The organism is Arthrobacter sp. 05T442, from assembly GCF_056395945.1.
Genome location: NZ_JBFTKM010000014.1, coordinates 43,562 through 69,430 on the forward strand (window position 1 = coordinate 43,562; position 25,869 = coordinate 69,430).

At 68.7% G+C, this 25,869-nt stretch carries 21 protein-coding genes; 10 read left to right on the plus strand and 11 right to left on the minus strand.

Going from position 1 to position 25,869, the window contains the following annotated elements:
- Positions 1 to 47 precede the first annotated feature (47 nt).
- Complete coding sequence (locus AC1DES_RS13820; RefSeq protein ID WP_476896275.1) at positions 48 to 491, plus strand: protein-tyrosine phosphatase family protein; 444 nt, start codon at positions 48 to 50, stop codon at positions 489 to 491.
- A 9-nt stretch (positions 492 to 500) separates the two neighbouring features.
- Here AC1DES_RS13820 and AC1DES_RS13825 read toward each other — a convergent pair whose 3' ends face one another.
- Entirely contained in the window at positions 501 to 1,472 is a 972-nt protein-coding gene (locus AC1DES_RS13825) for an NAD(P)-dependent alcohol dehydrogenase (RefSeq protein ID WP_476896276.1), read from the minus strand.
- A gap of 174 nt (positions 1,473 to 1,646) precedes the next feature.
- Here AC1DES_RS13825 and AC1DES_RS13830 point away from each other — a divergent pair, with 174 nt between their 5' ends.
- Positions 1,647 to 2,300 (plus strand): LysE family translocator, encoded by a 654-nt coding sequence (locus AC1DES_RS13830; protein ID WP_476896277.1) that lies wholly within the window; start codon positions 1,647 to 1,649, stop codon positions 2,298 to 2,300.
- A gap of 150 nt (positions 2,301 to 2,450) precedes the next feature.
- Here the strand turns inward: AC1DES_RS13830 and AC1DES_RS13835 are convergent, their stop codons facing one another.
- Together AC1DES_RS13835 and AC1DES_RS13840 are read right to left on the minus strand one after the other, a co-directional pair.
- Entirely contained in the window at positions 2,451 to 3,200 is a 750-nt protein-coding gene (locus AC1DES_RS13835) for a 3-hydroxybutyrate dehydrogenase (RefSeq protein WP_476896278.1), read from the minus strand.
- Positions 3,201 to 3,309: 109 nt separating this feature from the next.
- Positions 3,310 to 4,692, minus strand: a complete 1,383-nt coding sequence (locus AC1DES_RS13840) for an MFS transporter (RefSeq protein WP_476896279.1) — start codon at positions 4,690 to 4,692, stop codon at positions 3,310 to 3,312.
- Between the two features lie 131 nt (positions 4,693 to 4,823).
- On the opposite strand from AC1DES_RS13840, the gene AC1DES_RS13845 reads away from it, so the two are divergent.
- The gene (locus AC1DES_RS13845) at positions 4,824 to 5,741 is read left to right on the plus strand and encodes a LysR family transcriptional regulator (protein WP_476896280.1); all 918 of its coding nucleotides are present in this window, start codon (positions 4,824 to 4,826) and stop codon (positions 5,739 to 5,741) included.
- A gap of 28 nt (positions 5,742 to 5,769) precedes the next feature.
- Here the strand turns inward: AC1DES_RS13845 and AC1DES_RS13850 are convergent, their stop codons facing one another.
- Complete coding sequence (locus tag AC1DES_RS13850; RefSeq protein ID WP_476896281.1) at positions 5,770 to 6,732, minus strand: spermidine synthase; 963 nt, start codon at positions 6,730 to 6,732, stop codon at positions 5,770 to 5,772.
- 208 nt (positions 6,733 to 6,940) lie between these two features.
- On the opposite strand from AC1DES_RS13850, the gene AC1DES_RS13855 reads away from it, so the two are divergent.
- The 6 genes from AC1DES_RS13855 to AC1DES_RS13880 all read left to right on the plus strand — a co-directional run bounded on the left by AC1DES_RS13855 (position 6,941) and on the right by AC1DES_RS13880 (position 12,162).
- The gene (locus tag AC1DES_RS13855; protein ID WP_476896282.1) at positions 6,941 to 7,846 is read left to right on the plus strand and encodes a hypothetical protein; all 906 of its coding nucleotides are present in this window, start codon (positions 6,941 to 6,943) and stop codon (positions 7,844 to 7,846) included.
- Between the two features lie 29 nt (positions 7,847 to 7,875).
- Complete coding sequence (locus AC1DES_RS13860) at positions 7,876 to 8,277, plus strand: phage holin family protein (RefSeq protein WP_476896325.1); 402 nt, start codon at positions 7,876 to 7,878, stop codon at positions 8,275 to 8,277.
- A 14-nt stretch (positions 8,278 to 8,291) separates the two neighbouring features.
- Positions 8,292 to 8,888 carry a DUF3618 domain-containing protein gene (locus AC1DES_RS13865; protein ID WP_476896283.1) on the plus strand — a complete coding sequence of 199 codons (597 nt, stop codon included), beginning with the start codon at positions 8,292 to 8,294 and terminating at the stop codon, positions 8,886 to 8,888.
- Positions 8,889 to 8,971: 83 nt separating this feature from the next.
- A complete protein-coding gene (locus tag AC1DES_RS13870) occupies positions 8,972 to 10,090 on the plus strand; it encodes a YihY/virulence factor BrkB family protein (protein WP_476896284.1) in 1,119 nt (372 codons plus the stop codon).
- A 102-nt stretch (positions 10,091 to 10,192) separates the two neighbouring features.
- On the plus strand, positions 10,193 to 11,113 hold the full coding sequence (locus tag AC1DES_RS13875) for a universal stress protein (protein ID WP_476896285.1): 921 nt from the start codon (positions 10,193 to 10,195) through the stop codon (positions 11,111 to 11,113).
- 38 nt (positions 11,114 to 11,151) lie between these two features.
- Positions 11,152 to 12,162, plus strand: a complete 1,011-nt coding sequence (locus AC1DES_RS13880; protein WP_476896286.1) for a zinc-dependent alcohol dehydrogenase family protein — start codon at positions 11,152 to 11,154, stop codon at positions 12,160 to 12,162.
- Positions 12,163 to 12,206: 44 nt separating this feature from the next.
- Here the strand turns inward: AC1DES_RS13880 and AC1DES_RS13885 are convergent, their stop codons facing one another.
- The 4 genes from AC1DES_RS13885 to AC1DES_RS13900 all read right to left on the minus strand — a co-directional run bounded on the left by AC1DES_RS13885 (position 12,207) and on the right by AC1DES_RS13900 (position 17,671).
- Positions 12,207 to 14,645 carry a glycoside hydrolase family 65 protein gene (locus tag AC1DES_RS13885; protein WP_476896326.1) on the minus strand — a complete coding sequence of 813 codons (2,439 nt, stop codon included), beginning with the start codon at positions 14,643 to 14,645 and terminating at the stop codon, positions 12,207 to 12,209.
- Positions 14,558 to 15,385: an HAD family hydrolase gene (locus AC1DES_RS13890; protein WP_476896287.1), complete on the minus strand. Its 828-nt coding sequence runs from the start codon at positions 15,383 to 15,385 to the stop codon at positions 14,558 to 14,560. The genes AC1DES_RS13885 and AC1DES_RS13890 overlap by 88 nt, the downstream gene beginning before the upstream one ends.
- Before the next feature lie 58 nt (positions 15,386 to 15,443).
- Positions 15,444 to 16,433 (minus strand): polysaccharide deacetylase family protein, encoded by a 990-nt coding sequence (locus AC1DES_RS13895; RefSeq protein ID WP_476896288.1) that lies wholly within the window; start codon positions 16,431 to 16,433, stop codon positions 15,444 to 15,446.
- A 134-nt stretch (positions 16,434 to 16,567) separates the two neighbouring features.
- Positions 16,568 to 17,671 carry an SDR family oxidoreductase gene (locus tag AC1DES_RS13900; protein WP_476896289.1) on the minus strand — a complete coding sequence of 368 codons (1,104 nt, stop codon included), beginning with the start codon at positions 17,669 to 17,671 and terminating at the stop codon, positions 16,568 to 16,570.
- 251 nt (positions 17,672 to 17,922) lie between these two features.
- Here AC1DES_RS13900 and AC1DES_RS13905 point away from each other — a divergent pair, with 251 nt between their 5' ends.
- Positions 17,923 to 19,866, plus strand: coding sequence for a heavy metal translocating P-type ATPase (locus tag AC1DES_RS13905; protein WP_476896327.1), 1,944 nt, complete (start codon positions 17,923 to 17,925; stop codon positions 19,864 to 19,866).
- Here AC1DES_RS13905 and ppsA read toward each other — a convergent pair.
- The 3 genes from ppsA to AC1DES_RS13920 all read right to left on the minus strand — a co-directional run bounded on the left by ppsA (position 19,814) and on the right by AC1DES_RS13920 (position 25,865).
- Complete coding sequence (ppsA, locus tag AC1DES_RS13910) at positions 19,814 to 22,204, minus strand: phosphoenolpyruvate synthase (RefSeq protein ID WP_476896290.1); 2,391 nt, start codon at positions 22,202 to 22,204, stop codon at positions 19,814 to 19,816. The genes AC1DES_RS13905 and ppsA overlap by 53 nt on opposite strands.
- Positions 22,205 to 22,269: 65 nt before the next feature.
- Positions 22,270 to 24,912 (minus strand): cation-translocating P-type ATPase, encoded by a 2,643-nt coding sequence (locus AC1DES_RS13915; protein ID WP_476896291.1) that lies wholly within the window; start codon positions 24,910 to 24,912, stop codon positions 22,270 to 22,272.
- A gap of 158 nt (positions 24,913 to 25,070) precedes the next feature.
- Positions 25,071 to 25,865 (minus strand): glycosyltransferase family 2 protein, encoded by a 795-nt coding sequence (locus AC1DES_RS13920; RefSeq protein ID WP_476896292.1) that lies wholly within the window; start codon positions 25,863 to 25,865, stop codon positions 25,071 to 25,073.
- Positions 25,866 to 25,869 lie beyond the last annotated feature (4 nt).

Genomic DNA, 25,869 nt, shown 5'->3' on the forward strand with positions numbered 1-25,869 from the left:
TCGTCAGCCTCTTCGGCACAGCAGAACGAAGGGCTACTATCTGGACCATGAAGCAGACGTGGGAGCCATCCCAGGACGGCGTCATGGTCCTTCCCTCCGGCCGGCGCATCCGCGGACGCGGCCTGCATGATCCCCTTCCCGCCGGACCGCTTCCGGAATTCGGGCTCTACCTCCTGGGTACGCGTCCGCCCGACGTGGAGTGGGCTTCCAGGTGGGTCCCCTGGCCGGATCTGCGGCTGCCGGCCGACGAACCCGATGCGCTGGACGCGTTCAGGGAGGCGTGGCGCCGGGCCGAAACAGAGCGGGTCGAAGTCGCGTGCTGGCGCGGCATTGGCCGTACGGGCACGGCGCTGGCCTGCATCGCCATCCTGGACGGAGTCCCGCCTAAGGAAGCGGTGTCCTTCGTGCGCCGGCAGTACCGCCGTCGGACGGTGGAAACGCCATGGCAACGGCGCTTCGTCGCCCGCTTCCAGGGGCAACAGGCCCGGTAAGCACCGCGCTCAGACGGTGATCACGACCTTGCCGCGTGCCCGGCCCTCGTGCATGTACTGAATGGCCTCCGGGGCGTCGGCCAGGGCGTATGTCCTGTCAATGACCGGCCGCACGGTGCCGGCCTCGATGAGTCCCGTCAGGAACCGGAGGTCCTCCGCGCGCTCGACCGCCATGAGCCCCTTCAGTTTCTGGCCCACAAAAGGGGACAGCATGGCCGCACGCAGCGAGCGTTCGAACCCGCCAGTCAGCCGGCCGCCGCCTTCTCCTCCCACGATGACGAGAGTCCCCCGGGGCTTGAGCGCCCGCCGGAGGACGGAGAGCGGGCGGTTGCCGGCGGTATCGAGAATGAGGTCGTACTGCCTCGCACCGTCGGCGAAGTCGTCGTGTTTGTAGTCAATGACGCGGTCCGCGCCGATCGACCGGACGAGGTCCGTCTTCGCGGTGCTGCATACCCCTGTCACGTGGGCCCCGAACCCCTTGGCGAGCTGCACCGCGTAGGCCCCAACTCCTCCGGCCGCGCCGATGACCAGGACGTCCTGCCCGGCCTGGACCTGACCGGCGTCGCGCAGGCCCTGGAGAGCCGTGACGGCGGAGATGGGCACGGCCGCGGCCTGTTCGAAGCTCAGGTTCGCCGGTTTCAGCGCCAGCTTTCCCTCCTTTGCGCATACGTATTCGGCAAAGGATCCTTCGCAGGTGCCGAACACTTCATCGTCGGGCCGGAACCCGACCACGTTCCTGCCAATCTCTTCCACCTCGCCGGCGACCTCCCGGCCGCGGATGCTGTTCCTGGGCGCCTTCAACCCGAAGCCGAAGGCACGGATCAGGTACGGCAGTCCCGTCATGAGGTGCCAGACGCCTTGGTCGACGCCGGCAGCACGGACGCGGAGCAACACTTCGTCCTCGCCCGGCGCCGGCTTGTCGACGTCGCGCAGCTCCAATACCTCCGCAGGGCCATAAACATCCTGGATGATCGCCTTCATCGTGCTTCTCCTTCAGGACCGGGTACTGGAAGTTGCTCCCAATGTCAGACGAACCCGCCATGTTGAACGTATGGATAACCTGACATGGCGTCAAGAGTTTTCGACATTCCGACGGGGCGCACGTCGCCGCCGGGAAGGCCTTCGGCCCGCGCCCCGGCGGGGCTAAGATCAGGCATGGTTCCCGCCACCAACCTCTTGGCCTTTGCCCTTGCCGCCCTTCTGCTGATCGCGGTCCCGGGACCCAGCGTGCTGTTCGTGATCGGCCGGACGCTGGCCCTGGGGCGCAAGGGCGGGCTGCTGAGCGTGCTGGGGAACGCGATCGGCGAGCTGGTGCAGATTGCAGCGGTGGCACTGGGCGTGGGGGTGGTGGTGGCCCAGTCCATCATGCTCTTCAGCGTGGTGAAGTTCGCCGGCGCCGCCTACCTCATCTACCTGGGAGTCCAGGCGATCCGGCACCGCGGCAGGGGTCCGACGGCGGCCGACCCCTCGCGCACGGCGTCCGCCGCCCGCGTCCTCCGGGAAGGATTCGTCGTGGGCGCCACGAACCCCAAATCGATTGTCTTCTTCGTGGCGGTTCTCCCGCAGTTCGTGGACTACTCCGCCGGCGCGATTGCCCTGCAGCTGGGCATACTCGGGGCGGTCTTCCTGCTCATCGCCCTGGTCTCAGACAGTACCTGGGCCCTCGCGGCAGGCACCGCCCGCCGCTGGTTCGCCCGATCGCCCCGGCGGATTGCCACCCTGAGCACCACCGGCGGTGTGATGATGATCGGCCTAGGCGGCACCCTGGCATTGCTGGGCAACCCGGCGGACCTCCAGCCGGGCAAGTAACGCACCGCTGCGGCGGCGGCACAGGGCCCGCGGCGGGCGGGCGGCGCGGGACCGGCATCAAACGCGCTGAGGCGGGACTCCGCACCCAGGCTCTGGACAAGAACCGGCGCGGAGTCCCGCCTCAGCGGGCCAAGATAGGGTGCTGAATTCCTAGCGGGCTGACCAGCCGCCGTCCATCGTGTAGCTGGCGCCGGTGACCATGCCGGCGTCGTCGGAGGCAAGCCATGCCACGAGGGACGCAACTTCCTCCGGCTCGACGAGCCGCTTCACCGCGGACTCCGTCAGCATGATTTTGGCCAGCACCTCGGACTCCGGGATCCCGTGGACCTTGGCCTGGTCGGCGATCTGCGACTCGACCAGCGGCGTCCGGACGTAGCCGGGATTGATGCAGTTGGACGTGACGCCGTGCGCGCCGCCCTCCAGCGCCGTCACCTTGCTCAGCCCTTCCAAGCCGTGCTTGGCGGAGACATAGGCACTCTTGAATGGCGAAGCCCGCAGACCGTGCACGGATGACAGGTTGATGATCCTGCCGAAGCCGTTGGCGTACATGTGCGGGAGCGCCGCGCGGACCAGCAGGAACGGCGCCTCGAGCATGAGCGTGATGATCCGGCGGAAGTCGGCCGGATCGAAGTCTTCGATGGGGCTGATGCGCTGGATCCCCGCATTGTTCACGAGGATGTCGCAGTCAAGGCTGAGCGCCTGGAGCGAATCGACGTCGAGCAGGTTGACGGCCCAGGACGTGCCGCCTACTTCGTCAGCGAGGGCCGTGGCGGCGGCTTCGTCAACATCCGCAATCACCACTTTGGCACCGCGTGCGGCCAGGGCGCGCACGCTCGCTGCGCCGATCCCGCCGGCTCCGCCCGTGACGAGGGCCTTACGTCCATTCAAGGTGTTTTCCATTACTCAGCCTTCCATCCAAAATTTTGACGTGACGGCCGGCCCCAGCGCTGCCGGGGCCGGCCCCAAACTCAAGCAGCCCGGCACTCAAGCAGCTCAGCACTCAAGCAGCTCAGCGTGCGGCTGCCACCGCGAGGCCTTCACGTTCGGCGTCGGCCCTGTCCACTTCCTCGAGGGCGATGCCCTTCGTTTCCTTCAGGGTGAGCACTGCGACGGCGGTGATGGCGCAGGCCACGAGGAGGTAGATCGCGGTGGGCACCCAGGAACCGGTGTCCTTGAGCCACTGGGTGGCCAGGAGCGGCGCCAGCGAACCGGCGAAGATCGACGTGACCTGCGAGCCGAGCGAGACGCCGGCGTACCGCATCCGGGTCGGGAAAAGCTCGGCCATGAGGGCCGGCTGGCCGGCGTACATGAAGCCGTGCAGGCACAGGCCGATGGTCACGGCCAGGACGATGACCACCGGGTTGCGGGTGTCGAACATCGGGAAAGCGAAGAACGGCCAGGTGGCGCCTGTGATGGCACCGAGGAGGTAGACCGGTTTGCGGCCCCAGCTGTCCACGAGCCGGCCGATCTGCGGGATGATCAGGAAGTGCACGAGGTGCGCGATCAGCAGGGCCAGCAGCAGCGAGGAGGTGTCGTACTTGTCGACCGTCTTGAGGTAGACAATCGAGAAGCTGACGACGAGGTAGTACATGATGTTTTCCGCGAACCGGAGGCCCATGGACTGCAGGATGCCCTTGGGGTATTTGCGGATGACTTCGCGAACGCCGTAGCTGACGGCCTGCTCCTTCTCCAGCTGCGCCTTGGCTGCCAGGAAGATCGGCGATTCGGAGACGTTGGTGCGGATGTAGTAGCCGACGAAAACGATCACGGCCGAGAGCCAGAAGGCCACCCGCCAGCCCCAGCTGAGGAACTCGGCACTGCTCAGCACATTGGACATGATGTAGAGGACCAGGGTTGCCAGCAGGTTGCCCACCGGCACTGCGGCCTGGGGCCAGCTGGACCAGAAGCCGCGGGACTCGTTGGGGCTCTGTTCGGCCACGAGCAGCACGGCGCCGCCCCATTCTCCGCCCAGGGCGAAGCCCTGGATGAAGCGCAGGAGGACCAGCAGTGCCGGTGCGAGGTAGCCGAGGTCGGCGAACCCGGGGAGGCAGCCCATCAGGAACGTCGATACACCGATGATGATGATGGTGAGCTGCAGGGTGGGCTTGCGGCCCAGCTTGTCGCCGATCTGTCCGAAGACGATGCCACCGAGCGGGCGGGCCACAAAGCCGACAGCGTACGTCAGGAAGGCCTGGATGATGCCGTCGAGCTCGTTGCCGGAGGCCGGGAAGAAGTATTTGCCGAACACCAGGGTGGCGGCGGTGGCGTAGAGGAAGAATTCGTACCACTCAACGACGGTACCGACCATCGATGCTGCGACAATTCTTATGAGCCCGGAACCCTTGGATGCGGGCGCGGCGGGGGGTGTTGCAGAGCGTTGGTTTACGCTCATCTGGTTCTCCTTAGTGTCCACGGTGACACGCGCTGTGACGCACAGCACTGAAATGGCTCCATTGAGTATTGCTGCACAAAGTCGGCGGTTCAATGGCCAAACAGGCACGAAGTATGTGCAGAATTGCAGATATGAACGCCAACCCTGACGACCTGTTGGTCCTGCTGGCAGTTTCCCGCTCCGGGAAATTCACGACGGCGGCCTTGGCGCTGGGCCTGAACCACACCACGGTGTCCCGGCGGATAACGGCGCTGGAGAAGGCCCTCGGCGGCCGGGTACTGTCCCGCGCCGCGGGCGGCTGGGAACTCACGGATTTGGGCGCCGAGGCCGTGCGGGTGGCCGAGCAGGTGGAAAGCGCTGTGCGCACGCTCGAGCAGCCCGGCCACACGCCGGATCCCGTCACCGGCGTCGTCCGGATGACCGCGACGGACGGCTTCAGCGCCTACATCGCCGCCCCAGCCGTGGCACGGCTGCGCCGCGACCACCCCGGGCTGAGCGTCGAGATCGTCACGGTAACCCGGCGGGCGCTACAGCAGCGCTCCGGACTGGACATCGAGGTCGTGGTCGGCGAACCCCAGGTGCACCGGGCCGAGGCCGCCCGGCTGGGCGAGTACATGCTGGGCATGTATGCCTCCCGCAGCTATCTGGCCGAGTACGGGACGCCTGCCACAGCGGAGGAGCTGACGGCCCATGCCCTGGTGTACTTTGTCGATTCCATGCTTCAGGTGGATGACCTGGACGCCCCCCGGCGCCTGGTGCCAGCCATGCGGGACGGCCTGAGCTCCACCAACGTCTTCGTCCACGTGGAGGCGACCCGGGCCGGCGCCGGGATCGGGTTCCTGCCCTGCTTCGCGGCGGACCTGCACCAGGACCTGGTCAGGCTGCTGCCGGACGAGTTCGCGGAGCTGCTGCCCTACTGGATGGTGCTGCGGCCCGACTCCATGCGCCGGCCCGCCGTCGCGGCCGTGGTGCAGGCGCTGCGCGAGCAGACCGCCGCGCACCGCGAGGCCCTGCTGGGCCGGGGCGGGAACGCATCGACTGCTCCATAAGCGCCGTTTCGGGGCCGCAAAAGGGCCGCTACGGAGCAGTCGACGACGGCGGCGGCGGCGGCCCCGTCGGCGGTCCGGTTTCCGGTCCGGTTTCCGGTCCGGTTTCCGGGTCGTGGCGGACGGCCGCCCCGGCCGCGAAGGCCCGCACCTTGGCGTCGTTCCAGATGTGCGCCGGCACCGCGCCGCCGAGCAGGCGCCGCGCCAGCCGGGGATCGTCCTCGAACGGGAGGTCGCTGCCGGCCATGATCATGTTGCCGTAGCGCCGGCCCTTGAGCATGGCCGGATCGGCGATGAGAACCGTGTGCTCGAAGGTGTCCGCAATGGTGGCGGCGTCCTCGCGGGCGTTCGACAACGCCGGGGCGTCGCCGGAGTTCACCACATAGATCCCCCCGGGCGCCAGGACCCGCTTGGCATGGTCATTGAATTCCCTGGTGGTGAGCGGCCGGGGCGTGATGGATCCGGCGAAGACGTCGCGGATGACCAGGTCCCGCGTGTGCGGGGTAAGGCTCTCCGTGACCTCGCGCGCCTCCCCCACCCGAAGCCGGAGCAGCGGGGCCTTGGGGAGATCGAACCAGCCGCGGACGTACGCGGCGAGTTTGCCGTCCAGCTCCACCACCACCTGGCGGGCGTCCGGGTACGCGGCATGGAAGTACCGCGCCAGTGAGCATGCTCCCCCGCCAAGGTGCAGGGCGCGCAGCTTCGGCTTTGATTCGCGGGGCCAGCGGGATTCCACGAGGGCCGAGATCCAGCGCATGTATTCGAAGTCGAGGAACAGCGGGTCGGCCAGATCGATGTGCGAACTCATCACACCATTGATCCGCAGCAGCCAGCCGTTGGAATTGTCCTGGTCCGGGATCAGTTCGCAGTCGCCGGTATCGATGTAGTAGACGCCTTCCACCGGCCCGTCCGGGCGGGCGCCCCTGGGCACGTCGACTACTCCCGGGGACGTGGCTGCGGCATTCCGGGCGGCCGCCCTGCCCCGCTTCGCCATCAGCCGTCCGCCTCATTTCCCATGCCTCAACCCTAGTTCACCGGCCACCCGGTTTCCCCGGCCACCATCCGCCACCACACTTTCCGCCATCGTGGCAGGGCTTGAAAACAAATGGAAAGGATGCTTACTATTATTTGGTAATCATGCTTAGTATTTGAGTTCAGCACTGGTGTGATCAGTAGCCGATCTTCAACGAAAGAGAGCGACGATGACAGAGAACCAATGGCCCCAGGACGGAAGCTACGGAACCCAGACGGCTGCCCAGCAGCCGGGTCTGCGCGAACCCGCAATTTTCCCGTCTGCCACCCCGCCGGCAACAGCGCCGACAACGGTCTGGGAAACGCCCGGCGAAACGCCCTCGAAGACCGATACCGCCAAGGACGAGGCGGGCGAAGTCACGCGGCAGGCCGCAGACTCCGCCCAGAACGTGGCTGAAACCGCCAAGTCGGAAGCGGCCAACGTTGCCGCCGAGGTCAAGACCAACGCCAAGGATCTGCTGTACCAGGCGCAGTCCGACCTCACCGGCCAGGCCGCCGCCCAGCAGCAGAAAGTCGCCGGAGGCCTTCGGTCCATTTCGACCGAGCTCCATTCCATGGCCTCGGCATCAGAGCAGCCCGGCGTTGCAACGGACCTCGTCCGGCAGGCCGCAGAGCGCTCCTCCGCCGTCGCAGGCTGGCTCGACGAGCGTGATCCCGGTTCATTGCTGGCCGAAGTGAAATCCTTCGCCCGCCAGCGCCCGGGAACGTTCCTCATGCTCGCGGCCGGCGCCGGCATCCTTGCCGGACGCCTCAGCCGGAGCCTCTCCGCTGGAGCCCCCGCGGCGACGGACGCTTCTGCAACAAAGGCCCAGGCCGGCGAGCCTTCCCCGGCCACCCGGGTGCCGGACACCGGGATGGCAGTCCCGCCGCCACCCGTCCAGATGCCGGCGCCGGAAACCACGACGGCCGGCTTCGCCGACACCTACCCGCCGAACCCGGTGGAGGGTGCCGGCACCGCAGCCGACCAGTGGGCCGACGATCCGCTGGCCGCGGATCCGTACCGGATCGACCCCGCCATTGACCCTGACCGCCGGAACCCGCTGGACGGGGACCCCTTTGACGGCGGGCGCCGATGAGTACCGAAATGCCCACGACGGGCGCCCCGATGCCACCGCCCGAGGCCCACGTGAAAGCCGAAACGACGTCCCTCGGTGATCTGCTCGGCGACGTAACGCGGGACATGTCCACCCTCATGCGCCAGGAGGTGGAACTCGCCAAGGCCGAACTCAAGCAGTCGGCCACCCGCGCAGGCAAGGGCGGCGGGATGTTCGCCGGCGCAGGCATAGCGGGCCACTTCGTCCTGCTGTTCCTGTCCCTCGCCCTATGGTGGGGGCTCGGAACCCTGATGGGGCTGGGATGGTCCGGCGTCGTCGTCGCCGTCATCTGGGGCGTCATCGGCGCCGTGCTCGCCTCGATCGGACGCAAGGAGCTCAAAGCCATCAAGGGTATGCCCCAGACGGCCGAGACCCTGCAGGAAATTCCGCCCACCCTCAAGCCCAGCCACTAAAGCGAGGAATAACGATGAGTGAAAACCCGGATGCCATCCGAGCCGACATTGAAGCAACCCGCGCCCGGCTCGGCACCAACGTCGATGCCGTGGCCGACAAAGTCACGCCGTCCCACATCGTCCAGCGTCAAACCGACAAGGTGAAGGACGCTGTCTTCGGAGTGAAGGAGAAAGTCATGGGAGCAGCCGACCATACCAGCGCCGGCCTGCATTCCGCGACCGGAAGCACCACCGCGCACCTCAGCGACGCGGGCTCCGCCGTCGCCAATGCACCGCACCGTGTGGCAACCAAGGCCCAGGGCAACCCGCTCGCGGCCGGGCTGATCGCCTTCGGTGCCGGACTGCTGGTCTCGTCGCTGATTCCGGCCAGCACGAAGGAACGCGAAGCCGCCGACGCCCTGAAGACTGCCGCCGAGCCGCTCACCACGGAGCTTAGCGATGCCGCAAAGCAGCTGGCCGAGGGGCTCAAGGAACCGGCCCAGGCGGCCGTGGAGAACGTCAAGGCAACCGCCTCCGACGCCGCGGACCACGTCAAGTCCGAAGGCCAAGGCGCGGTCGGGGACGTCAAGGACCGTGCGGCCTACGCCAAGGACAACGTCCAGCAGGCCTAAGCCCCGCCGGACCCAGGCCGGCCTGCCCCCGCTTCCGCGCGGGCAGGCCGGCCGCTGTAATTAACCCGAGAAGGATGATTCCCATGGCCAAGACCGGTGCCAAGGCAGAAAATGACACCATGAACGACGCCGAAACACAGGAGAGCAGCACGGCCAAGGCGCGGACAGCACCCGCCCCTGACGATGCCCGCAAGCCGAGTAACCCGAGCGATGTCACCAAACCTTCCTGGAAATTCATCGCAAAGAAGACCCTGCGCGAATTCACGAAGGACCAGTGCCCCGACCTCGCAGCCTCGCTGACGTACTACTCCGTCCTCTCCTTGTTCCCGGCGCTGCTGGCTCTGGTGTCGGTCCTGGGGATTTTCGGGGACGCCCAGAAGACCACCTCCGCCCTGCTCGACATCGTCCAGGGCATCGCGCCGGGCCAGACCGTGGACACGATCCGCCCGGTGATCGAAGACCTGGCAAGCTCCCCCGGAGCCGGCTTCACGCTGGTCCTTGGCCTCCTCACCGCCCTCTGGTCCGCATCGGGCTACGTCGGCGCCTTCGGGCGGGCCATGAACCGGGTGTACGAAATCGATGAGGGCCGGCCGTTCCTCAAGCTGCGCGGCACCATGCTGGCTGTCACTGTCGCCACCGTGCTGATCGTGGCCGTGATCGCTGCCATGCTCGTCCTCAGCGGCCCGGTGGCCGAGCAGGTCGGCAACCTGGTCGGGCTCGGCGGCGCTTTCCTGGCCGTCTGGAACATCGCCAAGTGGCCGGTGATGCTGGTGCTGGTCATTCTGGCGATAGCCCTCCTCTATTACGCCACCCCCAACGTGAAGCAGCCGAAATTCCGCTGGATGAGCATGGGATCCGCGATCGCACTGGTGGTGTTCCTGCTGGCCTCCCTGGCGTTCGGCTTCTACGTGGCGAACTTCAGCAACTACAACAAAACCTACGGGGCCATCGGCGGTGTGATCATCGCGCTGCTCTGGCTGTGGATCCTGAACATGTCGCTGCTGTTCGGCGCCGAGTTCGACGCCGAAACCGAACGCGGCCGCCAGCTCCAGGCCGGCATTGCGGCCGAAGAGACCATCCAGCTTCCGCCGCGGGACACCAAGCAGAGCGACAAACTGCAGGCACGCGAGGACGAGGACATCCGGCGCGGCCGCGAGTTGCGGGAACAGCACGGCAACGACCGCGACAACACCGCGCGGTAGCAGCCCCCCGCGGGACCAAAGCCCCTACCCCAGCCGGCCCCTGTGCGCTCTACTGGGCAATACTGCTGGGGATAGTGCACGGCCGCCGATCCTGGAGGAAGCATGTCGGCATCCGCAGGGCAAGAGCGCGGTCCCGTGGCGGTGGGCTACGACGGGTCCGACGCCGCGCAGGTGGCGGTCCGCTGGGCCGCCGAGTACGCCGCCGCGCTCGGCCTCGGCGTCAAGGTGGTGCACGCCTGGGTGTGGCCCGTCTTCACCAGGAACCTGGGACCCGTCGACGGCGTGGCAGGCAGCGGGTTGCGGCATTCGGCCGAAACGATCCTGGCCGAGGGCCTCGAACTGGCGCGCAGCATCGTCGCGGCGGCGCCCGCGCCGGCGGACTCGGGCAAGGGCGCCGCGCCCGCGGCGGAGGACTTGGCCGCGCCCGCCGTCGAGGGCACGGTGCAGGGCGTTATGGTCGCCGGGCTCCCCGCGCCGGTGCTGCGGGAAGCCGCCCGGGACGCCCGGATGCTGGTGGTCGGCAGCCGCGGCATCGGCGCCGTGCTGGGGACGCTGGCGGGATCCGTGTGCCTGGAACTGGCCGGCTCCGCACCCTGCCCGCTCATGGTCATCCGGCGCCCACGCAGCCCGGGGCACCCCGTCGTCGTGGGGGTCGATGCCTCGCCGCGGAACCCTGCAGCCCTGGCCGGCGCGGTCCGGCTGGCGACCGCACTGCATGCGCCCCTGCAGCTCATCCACGTTGATCCCCAGACCCCGGGCCGGCACGAGGACCACGGCCGCCATTCCCCGCTCCATGGCCAGGAGTTGCTGGATCACGCCCTCGACGCGGCCCGCAGGACAGCTCCCGGACTGGCCGTGTCCGGGGTCCTGAAGGAGAGTCGTGCCGCCGCCAAAGAGTTGCTCGCCGCTGCAGCCGACGCCGATGTGCTGGTGCTCGGACCCCACACGCGGGAAGACGCCCCCGGCAATACAGTCTCCGCCGTCCTGCACAAGGCGCGCTGCAACGTGCTGATTACACGCTGATTCCCAGATCATCGGAACCGCAAGAAGAGGAGGCCACCGTGCGAGCCTGGCGGGTAGGACATCCCGGACCCATGTCCAGCGGCCCACTCGAAGCCGCCGAGTGCCCGGTTCCCCGGCCCGGGCGCGGGGAAGTGCTCCTCAGGGTCCGTGTGTGCGGGGTGTGCCGCACCGATCTGCACCTGGCCGAAGGGGACCTCACACCCAAGCACCCCGGCATTATCCCCGGCCATGAAGTCGTCGGAGAAGTACTCGAACGAGGTCCGGGGGCACGGCGGTTCCGTACCGGCGAACGGGTGGGCGTCGCATGGCTGGGGGGCACATGCGGTTCCTGCCGCTTCTGCCTGCGCGGGCAGGAGAACCTGTGCCTGACCCCCACGTTCACGGGCTGGGACCGCGACGGCGGCTATGCCGAGCTGGTTACAGTGGCCGAGGACTTCGCCTACCGGATTCCGGACCTTTTTTCCGATCAGGAGGCCGCGCCGCTGCTGTGCGCGGGCATCATCGGCTACCGCGCCCTGAGCCGGGCGGAGCTGCCGATCGGCGGCCGGCTGGGCATCTATGGCTTCGGCGGTTCCGCGCACCTGGCCGCTCAGATCGCCATCTACCGGGGCGCCAGGGTCTACGTGATGACACGCTCCGCGGAAGCCCGCAAGCTTGCCCTGGAGCTCGGCGCCACCTTCGCCGGCGGGGCCGACGAGCCGCCGCCGGACCCGCTGGACTCCGCCATCCTCTTCGCACCCGCCGGCGGCCTGGTACCGGTGGCGCTGCGTGCGCTGGACCGCGGCGGGACCCTCGCGGTGGCCGGCATCCACCTGAGCGACATCCCTCCCCTGCACTACGCCTCCGAGCTCTTCGAGGAACGCCAGCTCCGCAGCGTCACCGCCAATACCAGGGACGACGGCGAAGAGTTCCTCAGCATCGCCGCGGAGATTCCGATCCGCCCCACCACTGTTCCGTACCCGTTCTCGGCTGCGGACAAGGCGCTGCGGGACCTGGCGGAGGACCGGATCACCGGCGCCGCCGTCCTGCGGATGGCCTCGCCTCTTTAAGGCAGCGGTGTGGGGAAGCGGGGTGCGGCCGCGGCCCAGTCAGGCTACCCGGCGTCGCGCAGGAACTCATGCTCCTGGCCGGCCCGGAGCAGCACCCGCTCGGTCCCGACCCGGACCAGCACCGGGGAGGCATCGCCGGGGGCGGCGGAGACGCGCAGCCGGCCGGGCCCGAGGTGGACGGCCAGCAGCTGGTCACGGTAGCGGACCTGGAACTCCACCCGACGCAGCTCCGCCGGCAGCCTCGGGGTGAAGTCCAGGGCGTCGCGGGTGATCCGGAGGCCGGCGAAGCTGCGCTGGACGACGTCGATCGAACCGGCCATGGCCCCCAGGTGGATGCCCGCGCTCGTCGTTCCGCCCTGGGTGTCGTCCAGGTCCGCGTCCAGGGCCTCCCGGAAGGTCGTCCATGCCTGCTCGGGATCCCGCTGCGCCAGCACGGAGGCGTGCGCGACCCGGCTCAACGTGGAGCCGTGCGCCGTCCGGGCAAGGTAGAAGTCCACGGTCGCGGCAATCTGCGCCGACGTCACGTGATAGCCCATGCGCCCCAGGAATCCCAGGAGCTGGTCCTCGCCCAGGACATACAAGAGCATGAGGACGTCTGCCTGCTTGGCCAGCCGATAGTGGTTGGCGCTGTCGCCTTCCGCCTCCAGGATCAGATCCAGCCGTTCGATGTTCCGATAGGTGCGGCGGTAGTGGTTCCAATCCAGTTCCTGGAGGGCACCGTAGCCGTCGAACTGGCTGATGATGCCGTCGTCGTGGAACGGAACGAACATGCGGCGGCTCAGGTGGCCCCACGCTTCGATTTCCGTGCCCGTTATCCCCAGCCGGACCCGCAGCTCATCCATGTCGAACCCCTGCACGGAGTGCATGATCCAGACGGCTTGGTCGAACACCCAGGCGGCCATGATGTTGGTGTAGGCGTTGTCGGCCAGGCCGCCGCCCGGGTTCCCGGGGCGCCCGGTGTGATATTCGTCCGGGCCCATCACTCCCCTGACGTGGAACCGGTCTTCGGCGGAGTCGTAGTCCGCGAGGGAGGCAAACAGCCTGGCGACTTCCACCACAATTTCCGCGCCGTGCCGGGTTAGCCACCCCCGGTCCTGGGTGGCCTCGAAGTACTGCCACGCGTTGTAGGCGACGGCCAGTCCGACGTGGCGCTGGAGGTGGGAGTAGTCCGGCATCCAGTGCCCCGACAGCCTGTTGAACTGCAGCTTCGGCGTCTGTTCCGTGCCGTCGCTGCCGCTCTGCCAGGGGAACAGCGCGCCCTCGAGCCCGGCGGCCCGGGCGGAGTCCTTCGCCGTGCCCAGCCGCCGCCACCGGTAATCGATGAGTTCACGGGCGACGGAAGGCAGCCTGGAGTTCAACACGGGCAGGACGAAGAGCTCATCCCAGAAGATGTGCCCCCGGTAGCCTTCACCGTGCAGTCCCCGGGCCGGCACCCCGGCGTCGAGCTCTGCCGTGTGCGTCGTGAGGGTCTGCAGCAGGTGGAAGACGTGCAGGTTCAGGATCAGCTGGGCCTGCGAGGGTGCGTCGGACTCGATGATGAAGGGCTTAAGCAGGACGCTCCACGCCGCCTCGTGTTCGGCCAGCAGGACCGCGAAACTGTGTGCCGACCGCGCCAGTACGGCCGCGGCCGCCGTCCGGGGCGAGGAGATGGCATGGTCCCGGGAGGTGGCGACGGCGATCGTCTTGGTCACCGTGACGGGCACCCCGTCCGTGACGGCGCACTCGAAGCGGTGCACGTGCAGCCCCCCGGACTGCTCCGGAACGCCGTCACCGGGTTCTCCGGGTCCGGTGACTTCGGTGCGGAGCGCGAGGGCGATGCCGATTCTGCTCTGGCTCGTCCGGACCTCCACCGTCAGGCGTGCTCCGGGACCGGCGTCGGGGCCGCCGTCGGACGCGGACACCGCGACGGACGTGAGGTGCCGGTTGGCCAGCTGGGCGTCCTCGGGCACGTTCGCATTCGTCACCCCCGTGTCGCAGCCGCTCCTGATGCTGATGCTGCCGCTCCAGCCAACGGCGGTCAGCGTGGTTTCCAGCGCGGCCAGGTGCGGCTCCGCCATGGACACGAGCCGCCGCTGGAGCAGCTGCAGCTGCCGCCCGGCGTCGTCCTCCAGCAAGGCCTCCCGGCTCAACACGGCGCGCGTAAGGTCCAGGGTGCGGCGCTCGCTGCGAAGTGTCAGCCCGCCCGCGGACCACCAGGTACCGCCTTCGATACGGACATCCAGGGGCAGCCAGTCCGGGATGTTGACCATGTGTTCATCGACGGTTTCCTGGCCCTGGACGACGCTGCTGAGGCTGTTGTAGACCCCCGCGAGATAGCTGCCCGGATAGTGCACGTCACCGGCGCGGTGCTCGGGCGCGGCGCCCCGGGTGGCCAGGTAGCCGTTGCCGAGGGTGGTCAGTGCCTCCCGGTGGCGTTCGTGCGCGGGATCGAACCCCTCGTAGACCAGCAGCCACGGGTGCGTGATGACCAGCCCGATGTCCAGTTCACTGACATCCTCGACGACGACGTCGGCGCCCGCGGCTTCCAGCGCCGCCCGGCGCCCGGTCCGGTCGATGCCCACAACCAGGCCGAAGCCCCCGCGGCGGCCGGCCTCGACCCCCGGGACGGCATCCGCGATGACCATTGCCCGGCGGGCACGATCTCGAGCCGGCGCGCCGCTTCGAGGACGAGTGCCGGGGCGGGCTTGCCGGCAACATCGCGATCCAGCGCTGTCTGGCCGTCCACGATGTGGTCGAACGCATCCTTGAGTCCCGCGGCGGCCACGATCGCTCCGGCGTTGCGGCTGGACGTGGCCAGGACCACGGGAATCCGCCCCGCCCGGAGCCGCTCCAGCAGGGCCACCGTGCCCGGGAACACCCGGACAGGGCTACCGCCGAGCAGGCGCTCGAACAGTTCGTTCTGGCGTTGCGCGAAGCCGAACACCGTCCACTCGCCGGGCCCGTCCGTCGGCGACCCCAGCGGGAGGGAGACTCCGCGGGACGCCAGGAAGGTGGCCACCCCGTCCTCCCAGGTCCGGCCCTCGACAAAGCTGGTGAAGTCGCCCTCGGTGAAAGGGCCGCGACGGGCGTCGGCGGGAAGCCGCGGGTCCTGCAGGACCTCGTCGAAGAGCTGCTTCCACGCCGCCTCCCGAAGTTCCGCGGTATCTGTCACCACGCCGTCCAGGTCGAAGATGACGGCGTCGACGGGCGCCAGCGCAGCGGCAACTGTGGGCGACTCCGTCATGGCTTAGTGGTACCAGTGTTCGGCTCCGGGCGACAGTGGCGTTCGTCCCGGTATTCCCTCACCCCAGCAGCCGGTCCAGGGTGGTGAAGCCGTAGCCTGCCGCGCGGATCCGGGTGATGATCCCGCCCAGCGCGTCGGCATCCAGGGTGGTGCCGTCATCGGGATTGGAGCCGATGTGCATCAGGACGATCTCCCCTGGCTGGAGACCGGCGAGGACCCGGTCCGCCACGAGCTGCGCCGTGACCCCGCCGCTGGTGCCCTTCCAGCCGAGCGTGTCCACGGTCCAGCGCACCGGGAGGTAGCCGAGGGAGTTGACCGTGGCGATGGTCCGCGCATCCCGGTCGCCGAAAGGGAAGCGGAAGAGCGGACGGGGGTCGGCGCCCGCGGCCTGGATTGTCTTCTGCGCCGCGACGACCTGGTCGGCGATGGCGGCATCAGAAAGCCCGGTGAAGCCCGGGTGCGTCATCGAATGGTTGCCCACCCGGTGCCCTCCGGCGACAATCGCGGCGACCCCTGCGGGATTGGCCGCGGCCCAGCTGCCCGTGAGGAAGAACGTCCCCTGCACCCCGGCCGCGGCCAGCGACTGGAGTATGACAGGCAGGCCGGCAGCGTTGGCCCCGGCGTCGAACGTCAGGGCCACCACGGGTCCCGCGGACGGAATGGCCTCGACGTCGCGGCCGGCGAGCGCGGCGGGGAACGGCACCGCGGGCAGGGCAGGAGGTTCCGGGGCGGGAGGTTCGGGGGCCGGCGGCAGCGGCGCCGGCTCAGCGGTGCCCGGGCTGCCCGGCGCCGGTGACGGCGTCACCGAAGGATCTGCGGTGACCGACGGCACGGGCGTCTCCGACGGCGTCTGGCTGGCGGACGCCGTCGGAGTCGGAGTGCTGGTCGCTGGCCCGGTCGGCGCCGCCGCCGGGGCAGCCCCTGGAGGCCGTGGGAAAAGGACCAGTGCCAGGATCACCACGACCAGCACGAGCACGACGGCGGCACCAGCCGCCACCGCCCTGCGCCGGTCGGAAAAAACAGGCCGGCCGGAGAAAATCGACCACATGGTTCACTGTGGCCTCACCGGTCACAGCCGGGCTAGGGCTGAAAGGCCCCGCATCAGCCAAACCTCCCAAGCAACGCGGGTCAGATCGCGCCCATGACGACCCCTCTGGATGGGCGCGATCTGACCCCGCGTTGTTAGGCCGAGCCGGAGGCCGCGGCCGGAATCAAGCGGTCCGCCCGGTACCGGTCGAAGAGCCGGAGGAAGGAGTCTTCCGTTCGGCGGTACCCGGTGAACCCCGCAAGGCGGCTCTTGCTCATATCGGTGACGACTTCGAGGTTCCGCCCCAGGTCACCGTCTGTGTGCCACCAGGAAGCGACGCGCGCGAGTTCGGGTTCGGCCAGGCCATGCCGGGCGGCGATGTCCGCCCACACTCCTTCCATGCCGCGCATTTGCTGCTCCAAGGGGCGGGGTTCGTTGGCGTAGCCCACCGGTTCAACACCGAAATAGGCGGCCAGCGCGGGCCACATGCGCCGCCAGCGGAAGACGTCGCCGTTGACGATGTTGTAGGCCTCGTCGCCGACGTTATCCCCGGTGGCTGCCCAGATCATGTGGTCGGCCAGCAGCCCGCTGTCTGTCATGTCCGTGAGGCCGTTCCACTGCGTCTCGGAGCCCGGGAAGATGAACGGTTGCCCCAGTTCCCTGCAGATGGAGGCCTGGACGGCGAGGGTGAGTCCCATGTTCATCGCGTTTCCGACGGCATGCCCGATCACCGTATGCGCCCGGTGCACGGACCAGCCAAATCCCTGGTTCCCGGCGGCTGCCCACAATTCGTCTTCCTGGGCGTAGTAGAAGTTGGGAGCAGGCAGCCTGGGCTCGCTCTCGCGGAACGGAGTGTCCGGCATCTCCCCCGCCGCATACGCTTCAAAGGGGCCCAGGTAGTGCTTCAGTCCCGTCATGAGGGCGACGTGTTTCACCGGCTTACCGCCCAGGCTGGCGAGGACGTTGCGGAGCATGCCCGCGTTTGTTTCGATGTTTTCCTGTTCGGTATTCATCCTGGACCAGGCCGCGTAAAAGACATGGGTGGGTGATTCTCCGGCCAGGGCCTCGCGCAGGTTGTCCGCGGAATTCAGGTCCGCGCTCACATGCCGTACGTCGCGGCGGCGGAGCGGATTGCGGGAGAGCCCCACCACGTTCCAGCCATCATCGGCAAGCCTGTCCACCAGTGCGGATCCGGCAATGCCGCTGGCCCCCACCACGAGGGCAGCCGGGGTTTCGACTGTATCTGAACTGCTTCGCACGCCATGTCCTCCTGGTAGCGTCCCGCGTCGGCGTCACCGCCCGCGGGGCTGGTCCGGCCGGTCGGGCTGGTCCGGCCGGGGCGGATGCTCATCCGCCCCGCTCCAGCGTCTCATGCCGCTGAGGAATGGCCGCCCGAGCCTCTTAACCTGCGTCCCGGGAGCCCCCTGACGGCCGGCCCCGCAGTAGGATGCACGTAGTGGAAGACGCGTGAAGACAACGCGAATGCTAAGGCGGGATATCCGTGAAACTGATGCTCCGGTATCCGCTTGTAGCAGGCACACTCGTTGCCCTACTCGCGGTGCTCGTACTCCTGCAGTCCGGACATGCCGGAACCGCCCAGGTCACCGCAAGTATCTACGCGCTGGCTGTGGCGGCCTATCTGTCGGTCGGGATGGTCCGCCGGCTGCTGCGCCGCCAGTGGGGCATCGACATCCTGGCGGTCACCGCGATTGTCAGCACCGTGCTGGTCGGCGAATTCATCGCCTCCATGATCATCGTGCTCATGATGGCCGGCGGCACGGCACTCGAGGACTACGCCGCGGGCCGGGCCAAGAAAGAGCTGACTTCGCTGCTGGAGCGCGTCCCGCAGACGGCGCACCGGGAACGCGACGGCACCTCCGCCGCCGGAACCCAATCCGGCGAAACCAAAACAGGCGGCCAGCACGAAGACGTGGCGGCCACCGACGTCGAAATCGGCGACATCCTGCTCATAAAACCAGGTGAAGTCGTGCCGCTGGACGGCATCCTGCTCTCCGACTCGGGGACTTTTGACGAATCCTCGCTCACCGGAGAGAGCCTTCCGGTGGAGCGGAGCGCCGGCGAGGGCCTCATGAGCGGTTCCCTCAACGGCGAGGCCGCGGTCCGGATGAAGGTCACGGCGCTGATGGAGGATTCGCAGTACAGCCGGATCGTTGCCCTGGTCAAGGAAGCATCGGAGAGCAAAGCCCCGATGGTCCGGCTGGCCGACCGGTACGCCGTCCCCTTCACTGCCCTCGCATACATCCTTGGCGCCATCGGCTGGATCGTCAGCGGCAGCCCGGCGCGCTTCGCCGAGGTACTGGTGGTGGCCACCCCCTGCCCGCTGCTGATCGCCGCCCCTGTGGCGTTCCTGGGCGGCATGAGCCGGGCCGCGCGCTCCGGCATCATCGTCAAGTACGCCGGCGTCCTAGAACAGCTCAGCCGGATCAGGACCGTGGCCTTCGACAAGACGGGAACCTTGACCTACGGCCGCCCCGCGATGGTCGGCGTGAGGACGGCCGGATCCGTGCCCGAGGCCGAGGTCCTGCGGCTGGCGGCCTCGGCCGAGCAGTATTCCTCCCACGTCCTGGCCGCGTCGGTGATGGACGCCGCCCGGTCCCGGGGGCTGGCCTTCTCGACCGCCACCGAGGCCACCGAGTTCGCCACCCACGGGGTCCGGGCACGCTTCGACGGCCAGGACGTGGTGGTCGGCAAGCCCGGTTTCGTGGCGGAATCTGCCCCCGGGGTGTTGGAGACGGAGTTGGCCAGCGGGGAGCTTGGCATCTATGTCGGGGTAGGCGGCGAATTCGTCGGTTGCCTCGTGATGAGCGATCCGATCCGTAAGGAGACCCGCCGCACCCTGGCTGAACTCGGGTCCCTGGGCGTGACCCGGACCGTCATGCTGACCGGTGACGCGCTCGCCACGGCCCAGCACATAGCGGCGGAGGCCGGACTGACGGATGTCCGTGCCGAATGCCTGCCGCCGGACAAGGTCGAAGCGGTCCGGTCTCTGCCTGAACGCCCGGTGATGATGGTCGGGGACGGTGTGAACGATGCTCCCGTCCTCGCCGTCGCCGACGTCGGCATTGCCATGGGTGCCCGCGGTTCGACGGCGGCCGGCGAGTCCGCCGACGTCGTGATCATCCTGGACGACCTGTCGAAGGTGGCCTCGGCTGTCAGGATCGGGCAGCGGACGGTGCAGGTGGCCCTGCAGAGTATCTGGATCGGGATTGCCCTCAGCGTCGGCCTCATGCTGGCCGCCGCCGCCGGCTACGTGACCGCCATTGCCGGCGCCCTGTCCCAGGAACTAGTGGACCTGGCCACCATCCTCAACGCGCTGCGCGCCCTGGGCTCGGGCGGGACAGGCGCCGGAGGGCAAGGCGCGGGCCGGACAGCCACTGCCGCTACCCGCCTGAAGCCAGTTTCTCTGCCTCGGCGATCCGGGGAACGGTCCTGAGGTAGCTGTCCGGGTTCAACGAGATCGAATCGATGCCCTCGCGGACGAGGAACGCCGCGAAGTCGGGGTGGTTGCTGGGGCCCTGGCCGCAGATGCCGATCTTGATCCCGGCGGTGTGGGCTTTGCGGATGGCTTCGCTGATCATGGCCATGACGGCCTCGTCCCGCTCATCGAAGAGCGCCGCGAGCTGGCCTGAATCCCGGTCCACGCCCAGGACCAGCTGCGTGAGGTCGTTGGAGCCGATCGAGAAGCCGTCGAACCGGGGGGCGAATTTCTCGGCCAGGACCACATTGGAGGGGATCTCGCACATCATGTAGACCTGAAGCCCGTTCTCCCCGCGCACCAGACCGTGCTCTGCCATGACGGCCAGCACCTTGTCCGCTTCCTGCGGGGTCCGGCAAAACGGCACCATGACGATGATGTTGCCGAAGCCAAGCTGTTCGCGGACCCGTTTGAGCGCCAGGCACTCGAGGGCGAAACCGTCGCGGTAGCGGTCGTCGTAGTAGCGGGAGGCGCCGCGGAAGCCGAGCATCGGGTTCTCCTCCGGTTCCTCGAAGGAGGCGCCACCGACCAGGTGCGCGTACTCGTTGGTTTTGAAGTCGCTGAGCCGGACGATCACCGGCCGGGGGTGGTAGGGCGCAGCGATCTTCGCGATGCCCCGGGCGAGGGCGTCCACGAAGTACTCTTTTGGATCCGCGTAGCCCCGCGTCAGCTCGCGGATCTGTGCGGTTTCCCGGGCATCGGTGACCCGCTCGGGGTGGACCAGCGCCATCGGATGGATCCGGATCAGGCTGGAGATGATGAATTCCATCCGGGCCAGCCCGACGCCGTCGGCGGGCAGCCGCCACCACTGGAAGGCTGCTGCGGGGCTGGCGATGTTGACCATGACCAGGGTGTGCGTCTCCGGCAGCTCCCCGAGGTTTACGTCCTCGGTTTCGAACGCCAGGCTTCCCTCGTACACCCGGCCCTGGTCGCCCTCCGCGCAGGAGATGGTCACGGCGAGGCCCTCGGCGAGGACGGTCGTGGCGTTTCCGGTTCCGACGACGGCGGGCACCCCCAGTTCCCTGCTCACGATTGCCGCGTGGCTCGTCGGACCGCCGTGGTCCGTCACGATCCCGGCCGCCCGCTTCATGATGGGAACCCAGTCCGGGTCGGTCATCTCGGTGACGAGGATGGCGCCGTCGCGGAACTTCCCGATGTCCGAGGCGCTCCTGATCACGCAGGCGGTGCCCTGCGCGATGGAGTCGCCGATCGCCGCCCCGGTGGCGAGCACCGGGCCCTTTTCCAGCAGGTGGTGGAGGGCGAAGCGCGGACCGGTCTTGAGCGACTGGACCGTCTCCGGCCGGGCCTGGACCATGAAAAGTTCTCCGGTCTGCCCGTCCCTGGCCCACTCCATGTCCATCGGCCGGCCGTAGTGGTTCTCGACGCTCACCGCCCAGCGGGCGAGGGCGAGGATTTCGGCGTCGTCGAGCACGAAGGCGCGGCGCTCCGCTTCGGAGGTGTCCACCATCCGGGTGCGCGCGCTGCCGCCCTGGCTGTAGACCATCTTGCGGTCCTTGGAACCGAGGGTCTTCTCGATGATCGGCGTGAACTTCTCCTCGGCCAGGAGAGGCTTGAAGACCAGGTATTTGTCCGGGTTGATGGTGCCCTGGACGACGGTCTCGCCTAGGCCCCAGGCCGCGCTGATCACGGCCGCGCGGGGGAATCCCGAGTCGGTGTCGATGGAGAACATCACCCCGGAGGCTCCGACGTCGGAGCGCACCATCCGCTGGACGCCGATCGAGAGGGCCACGTCCATGTGGTCGAAGCCCTTGACCTCGCGGTAGCTGATGGCCCGGTCGGTGAAGAGCGAGGCGTAGCAGCGGCGGCAGGCGTCCAGAAGCTCCCGCTCCCCGGCAATGTTCAGGAAGGTCTCCTGTTGTCCCGCGAAGCTCGCGTCGGGGAGGTCCTCGGCCGTGGCGCTGCTGCGGACGGCGACGGAGAGTTTATCCACCCCTGCGCGCTCCCCCAGCGTCCGGTAGTGGGCGCGGATCGATTCGGCGATGTCGTCCGGGAATTCGCTGCCCAGGAACAGCTCCCGGATGGCTTCCCCGGTGGCGCGCAGCGACGCGTCTCCGGAGCGGTAGTCGAGGATCCGCGAGCGCATGGCCGCCTCGATCCCGTTCGCGTCGAGGAACCTCCGGTATGCGTCGGCCGTGGTGGCGAAGCCGTCCGGGACGCGCACGCCCTGGGTCTTGAGCGACTGGATGAGTTCGCCGAGGGAGGCGTTTTTGCCGCCCACGCGCGGGACGTCGCCCATGCCGATCTCTTCAAACCACAAAACCTGCGATTCAACCATGTCTGCGCTCCTGGCATTGGCGATGGACTGATACTGCGGGGATTCACGTCCCGGGGGTCAGAGGCTTAGGACCTTTGTGCCGCAGGCGGGGCGCCGGTCCGGCGGTGCCGGGCGAGTTTGTAGAGCCAGTCCGCGACCAGGACGGCGGGAATGGCGGCAAGCGCGACGGCCAGCCCGCCGGGGGATGGCGGGGCGTGGCCCAGAAGCGTTGCCGCCGGACCCAGGAACAGGAACACGGCCAGCAGCCCCAGCTCGGCCAGCACGGCCCAGAGCAGCAGCCTGTTGCTGACCCAGCCCAGGCGCCACGGCGGGACGGTGGCGCTGCGGCATGCGAAGGCGTTCGCCAGCTGGCCCAGGACCACCGTGGTGAAGGCCGCTCCGGAGCCTGCCATGAGCACGTCGGCGGTCGGCAGTTCCGCGCCCGGCCGCCACCCTCCGCCGAGCAGCACAGCGGTGTAGGCCAACATTTCGAAGAGGGCCTCCACCGGGCCCAGCAGGGCGAAGACCCGGAACATGAGTGCCCGATCCATCAAATGCCTGCGCTCCGGCGGGCGCTGCAGCGTTCCCTTGCTCGGAGCCTCGCTGCCCAGCGCGAGGGCGGGCAGCAGGTCCGTGCCGATGTCCAGGGCGAGGATCTGCAGCACGCTCAGCGCCAGCGGGAAGCGGCCGCCGGACATGGCCCAAAAGACGAAGGGGGTGAGCTCGGCGACGTTGTCCGTCAGGTGGTAGGTCAGGAAGCGCCGGATGTTCGCATACGTGGCGCGGCCCTGTTCCACCGCGGCGATGATGGTGGCGAAGTCGTCGTCCAGGAGGACGAGGTCGGCGGCTTCCCGCGCGACGTCGGTGCCGCTGCGGCCCATGGCGACCCCGATGTCCGCCTGCTGGAGCGCCGGCCCGTCGTTGACGCCGTCGCCGGTCATGGCCAGGACGTGGCCTCGGCCCTGCAGGAGGCGGGCCACGCGCAGTTTCTGTTCCGGGGTCACCCGTGCGAGCACCACGCCGTCACGGTCCAGCAGTGCGGCCAGGACGTCGTCGTCCTCGGGCAGGTCCGGGCCCTGCAGCACGGTGGCCGTGGCTCCCAGCAACCCGGTCTCCCGGGCGATGGCGGCTGCCGTGAAAGCGTGGTCGCCGGTGACCATGGCCACCTTGATCCCGGCCTTCCGGGCGGCCTCCAGGGCCAGCCGCACTTCGGCCCGGGGCGGATCGTGCAGGCCGATCAACCCGAGGAGGGTCAGCCCGATCTCTGCGTTCTCCAGTTTGAACGCGGCCCCCGGAAGCCCCGGCAGCTGGCGCTCGGCGACGGCGAGGACACGCAGGCCGTGGGAGGCCATCTGGTCAACCATCTCCCGCGCCCGGTCGGCGTGGGTTCCCTCGCCGCCGCCGACGGTGCAGAGCGGAATGACGGACTCCGGGGCCCCCTTCACGTAGAGGGTTGTTCCGACGATTGCCGACTCCCGCAGCCGGCGGGGGTCGAAGGCGAAGCGGTGTGACGGCGCCGGTTCCTCCGGATGGCCGCCCGGCTCGGCCAGGCGGGCTGCCAGGGCAGCTATGGCGGCCTCCATCGGATCGCCCTCCGCGATCCAGTTGTCCCCGTGGAGCACGGCGCGTCCCACTGAGGCTGCCAGTGCGGCGACGCTCAGCTGCCGTGCTTCCGGGACGCCTCCGCCTGTGATCTCGGCGTCGGGCCCGTATCCCTGGCCGATGATGCTGAGCAGACCGGACGGGGTCCAGACTTCGACGGCGTTCATCCGGTTCTGGGTCAGGGTGCCGGTCTTGTCGGTGCAGATAAACGTCGTGGAGCCCAGCGTCTCCACCGCCTGCAGGTTCCGCACCAGCGCGTTCCGCTGGGCCATGCGCTGCGCGCCGACGGCCAGTGAAAGCGTGACCGTGGGAAGCAGGCCTTCGGGCACCAGTGCGACCGCCACACCGATGGCAAAGAGGAATGCGTCACGCCAGGAGATACCGACGAGCAGCGAAAGCATAAAGAAGAGGCCGCCGATGCCCAGGGCCACGGCGGCGATGATGCGGACGATCCTTTGCAGTTCGACCGCCAGGGGGCTTGGCGGGGCTTCCACCTTGCCGGTCAGCGCGGCGATTTCGGCAAGCCGGGTCTGGCGTCCCGTGGCGGCGACGACTCCTTCGGCCTGGCCGTTGACCAGGAAGGTTCCGCCGAAGGCCAGGTCCCCGGCGGCCTTGCTGACGGCCTCGCTTTCCCCGGTGAGCATCGACTCGTCCACCGAGCATCCGGCCGCCAGTGCCAGGCGGAGATCTGCAGGGACCCGGTCACCGGCCACCAGCACGACGGCATCATCCGGGACCAGCTCGGTGGTGTGCACCTTGATGACGCGGTTGTCCCGCCGGACCGAGACCATGGCCGGGAGCAGTTCGCGGAGCTTTGCGGCGGCGTGCTGGGCACGCTCCTGCTGGATATAGGCGAACACCCCGTTGACGACGATCACCACAATAATGGCGATGCCCAGCTGCGGCATGCCGGCGACGAACGCGAGTGCGGCGGCCACCCAGAGCATGAGGGCGAAGAAATGGGTCATCTCGGCCAGCAGCTTCTGCCAGCCCGGGACGGCGCGTCCCTCGGGCAGCTTGTTGGCCCCGATTTCCAGCAGTCTCCGGGCGGCCTCTTCGGAGCTCAGGCCGGCGACGCCCGGCAGCGCAACCGGCCCGGCACCGCGGTTGACCGCGCCGGGATTCACAGCGCCGCTCCGCCCTTCAGGGGCAGCACCATACGGCGTCCCCGCGCAGGTCCCTCATCGACCGAGCATGGACCCCGCGGGCACTGGCCGTAAGGGCCAAAGGTCATTGCGTGGCCGGCCCCGTGGTTCCTGGCGCGTCCCGTCGCCGGTGCGAAGCGTCAGCCGGCCCCCGGCGGCCGGGACCGGCCAAGGCTCTTGAGGTACGCGCCGAAGCCGTGCGGGGCCCGCGCCTGGGTCCGCCCGGAGGTCAGCACCCGCATGCTGTCCGTCGCCGTGATGGCGAACGCACGGTTGCGGAGGTTCTGGACCAGGGTCCGGTCCTCCTGGGATGCCAGTTTGGGGAATCCGCCGGCCGCGAGATAGGCCGATGCCCGCACCCCGAAGTTGGCGCCGTAGACGTGCGGGTGGTCTTCTTCAAAAGGGTGGCGTTCCAGCCACCGGCGGAGCAGTTCGGGATCCATTCCTGCGGGGTCCGGTTCGACGGACCCCAGGACGGCGTCGGCTCCCGCCTCGGCAAACTCAAGCTGGCGCACCAGCCAGTTCTCCGGGACCCGGGAATCGGCGTCGGTGTTGGCCAGCCAGGTCCGTCCCGCCCACGGCGGCGGGGTCCACCGTTTGCCCGGCGGCCTGCGCCGCGGTACCCCGATTCCGGCGGCCCTGATCCCGGCTTCGCGGCTGGCGCCGGCGTTGCGGAAACGGACGTCGACGGCGCTGAAGCGGTGGTCCGAGGCAACATATCCTGCGGCGATGGCGGCCGAGCGGTCCGTACAGCTGTCCAGCACGACTGTCACCCGGACGTCCACCTCAGGGCGGACCCGGTGCAGGGCGTCGGCGGCCCGCTGCAGGGCCAGCAGGGCCCTGTCAAGATGGGCTTCCTCGTTGTGGGCCGGCATGACGACGGCGATTCGTTCGATGCGGTGCCCCCGCGGCAGCGGCAGGGCAAGTGCTGCCATCCCC

What these genes read in the sequence shown, in the direction of transcription:
- AC1DES_RS13920 (WP_476896292.1), bottom strand. Translation starts at nt 25,865, where the DNA reads ATGGCAGCACTTGCCCTGCCGCTGCCGCGGGGGCACCGCATCGAACGA.
- AC1DES_RS13890 (WP_476896287.1), bottom strand. Translation starts at nt 15,385, where the DNA reads ATGACGGAGTCGCCCACAGTTGCCGCTGCGCTGGCGCCCGTCGACGCC.
- AC1DES_RS13825 (WP_476896276.1), bottom strand. Translation starts at nt 1,472, where the DNA reads ATGAAGGCGATCATCCAGGATGTTTATGGCCCTGCGGAGGTATTGGAG.
- AC1DES_RS13835 (WP_476896278.1), bottom strand. Translation starts at nt 3,200, where the DNA reads ATGGAAAACACCTTGAATGGACGTAAGGCCCTCGTCACGGGCGGAGCC.
- AC1DES_RS13845 (WP_476896280.1), top strand. Translation starts at nt 4,824, where the DNA reads ATGAACGCCAACCCTGACGACCTGTTGGTCCTGCTGGCAGTTTCCCGC.
- AC1DES_RS13820 (WP_476896275.1), top strand. Translation starts at nt 48, where the DNA reads ATGAAGCAGACGTGGGAGCCATCCCAGGACGGCGTCATGGTCCTTCCC.
- AC1DES_RS13895 (WP_476896288.1), bottom strand. Translation starts at nt 16,433, where the DNA reads ATGTGGTCGATTTTCTCCGGCCGGCCTGTTTTTTCCGACCGGCGCAGG.
- AC1DES_RS13865 (WP_476896283.1), top strand. Translation starts at nt 8,292, where the DNA reads ATGAGTGAAAACCCGGATGCCATCCGAGCCGACATTGAAGCAACCCGC.
- AC1DES_RS13905 (WP_476896327.1), top strand. Translation starts at nt 17,923, where the DNA reads ATGCTCCGGTATCCGCTTGTAGCAGGCACACTCGTTGCCCTACTCGCG.
- AC1DES_RS13855 (WP_476896282.1), top strand. Translation starts at nt 6,941, where the DNA reads ATGACAGAGAACCAATGGCCCCAGGACGGAAGCTACGGAACCCAGACG.
- AC1DES_RS13830 (WP_476896277.1), top strand. Translation starts at nt 1,647, where the DNA reads ATGGTTCCCGCCACCAACCTCTTGGCCTTTGCCCTTGCCGCCCTTCTG.
- AC1DES_RS13860 (WP_476896325.1), top strand. Translation starts at nt 7,876, where the DNA reads ATGCCACCGCCCGAGGCCCACGTGAAAGCCGAAACGACGTCCCTCGGT.
- AC1DES_RS13840 (WP_476896279.1), bottom strand. Translation starts at nt 4,692, where the DNA reads ATGAGCGTAAACCAACGCTCTGCAACACCCCCCGCCGCGCCCGCATCC.
- AC1DES_RS13875 (WP_476896285.1), top strand. Translation starts at nt 10,193, where the DNA reads ATGTCGGCATCCGCAGGGCAAGAGCGCGGTCCCGTGGCGGTGGGCTAC.
- AC1DES_RS13870 (WP_476896284.1), top strand. Translation starts at nt 8,972, where the DNA reads ATGGCCAAGACCGGTGCCAAGGCAGAAAATGACACCATGAACGACGCC.
- ppsA (WP_476896290.1), bottom strand. Translation starts at nt 22,204, where the DNA reads ATGGTTGAATCGCAGGTTTTGTGGTTTGAAGAGATCGGCATGGGCGAC.
- AC1DES_RS13850 (WP_476896281.1), bottom strand. Translation starts at nt 6,732, where the DNA reads ATGGCGAAGCGGGGCAGGGCGGCCGCCCGGAATGCCGCAGCCACGTCC.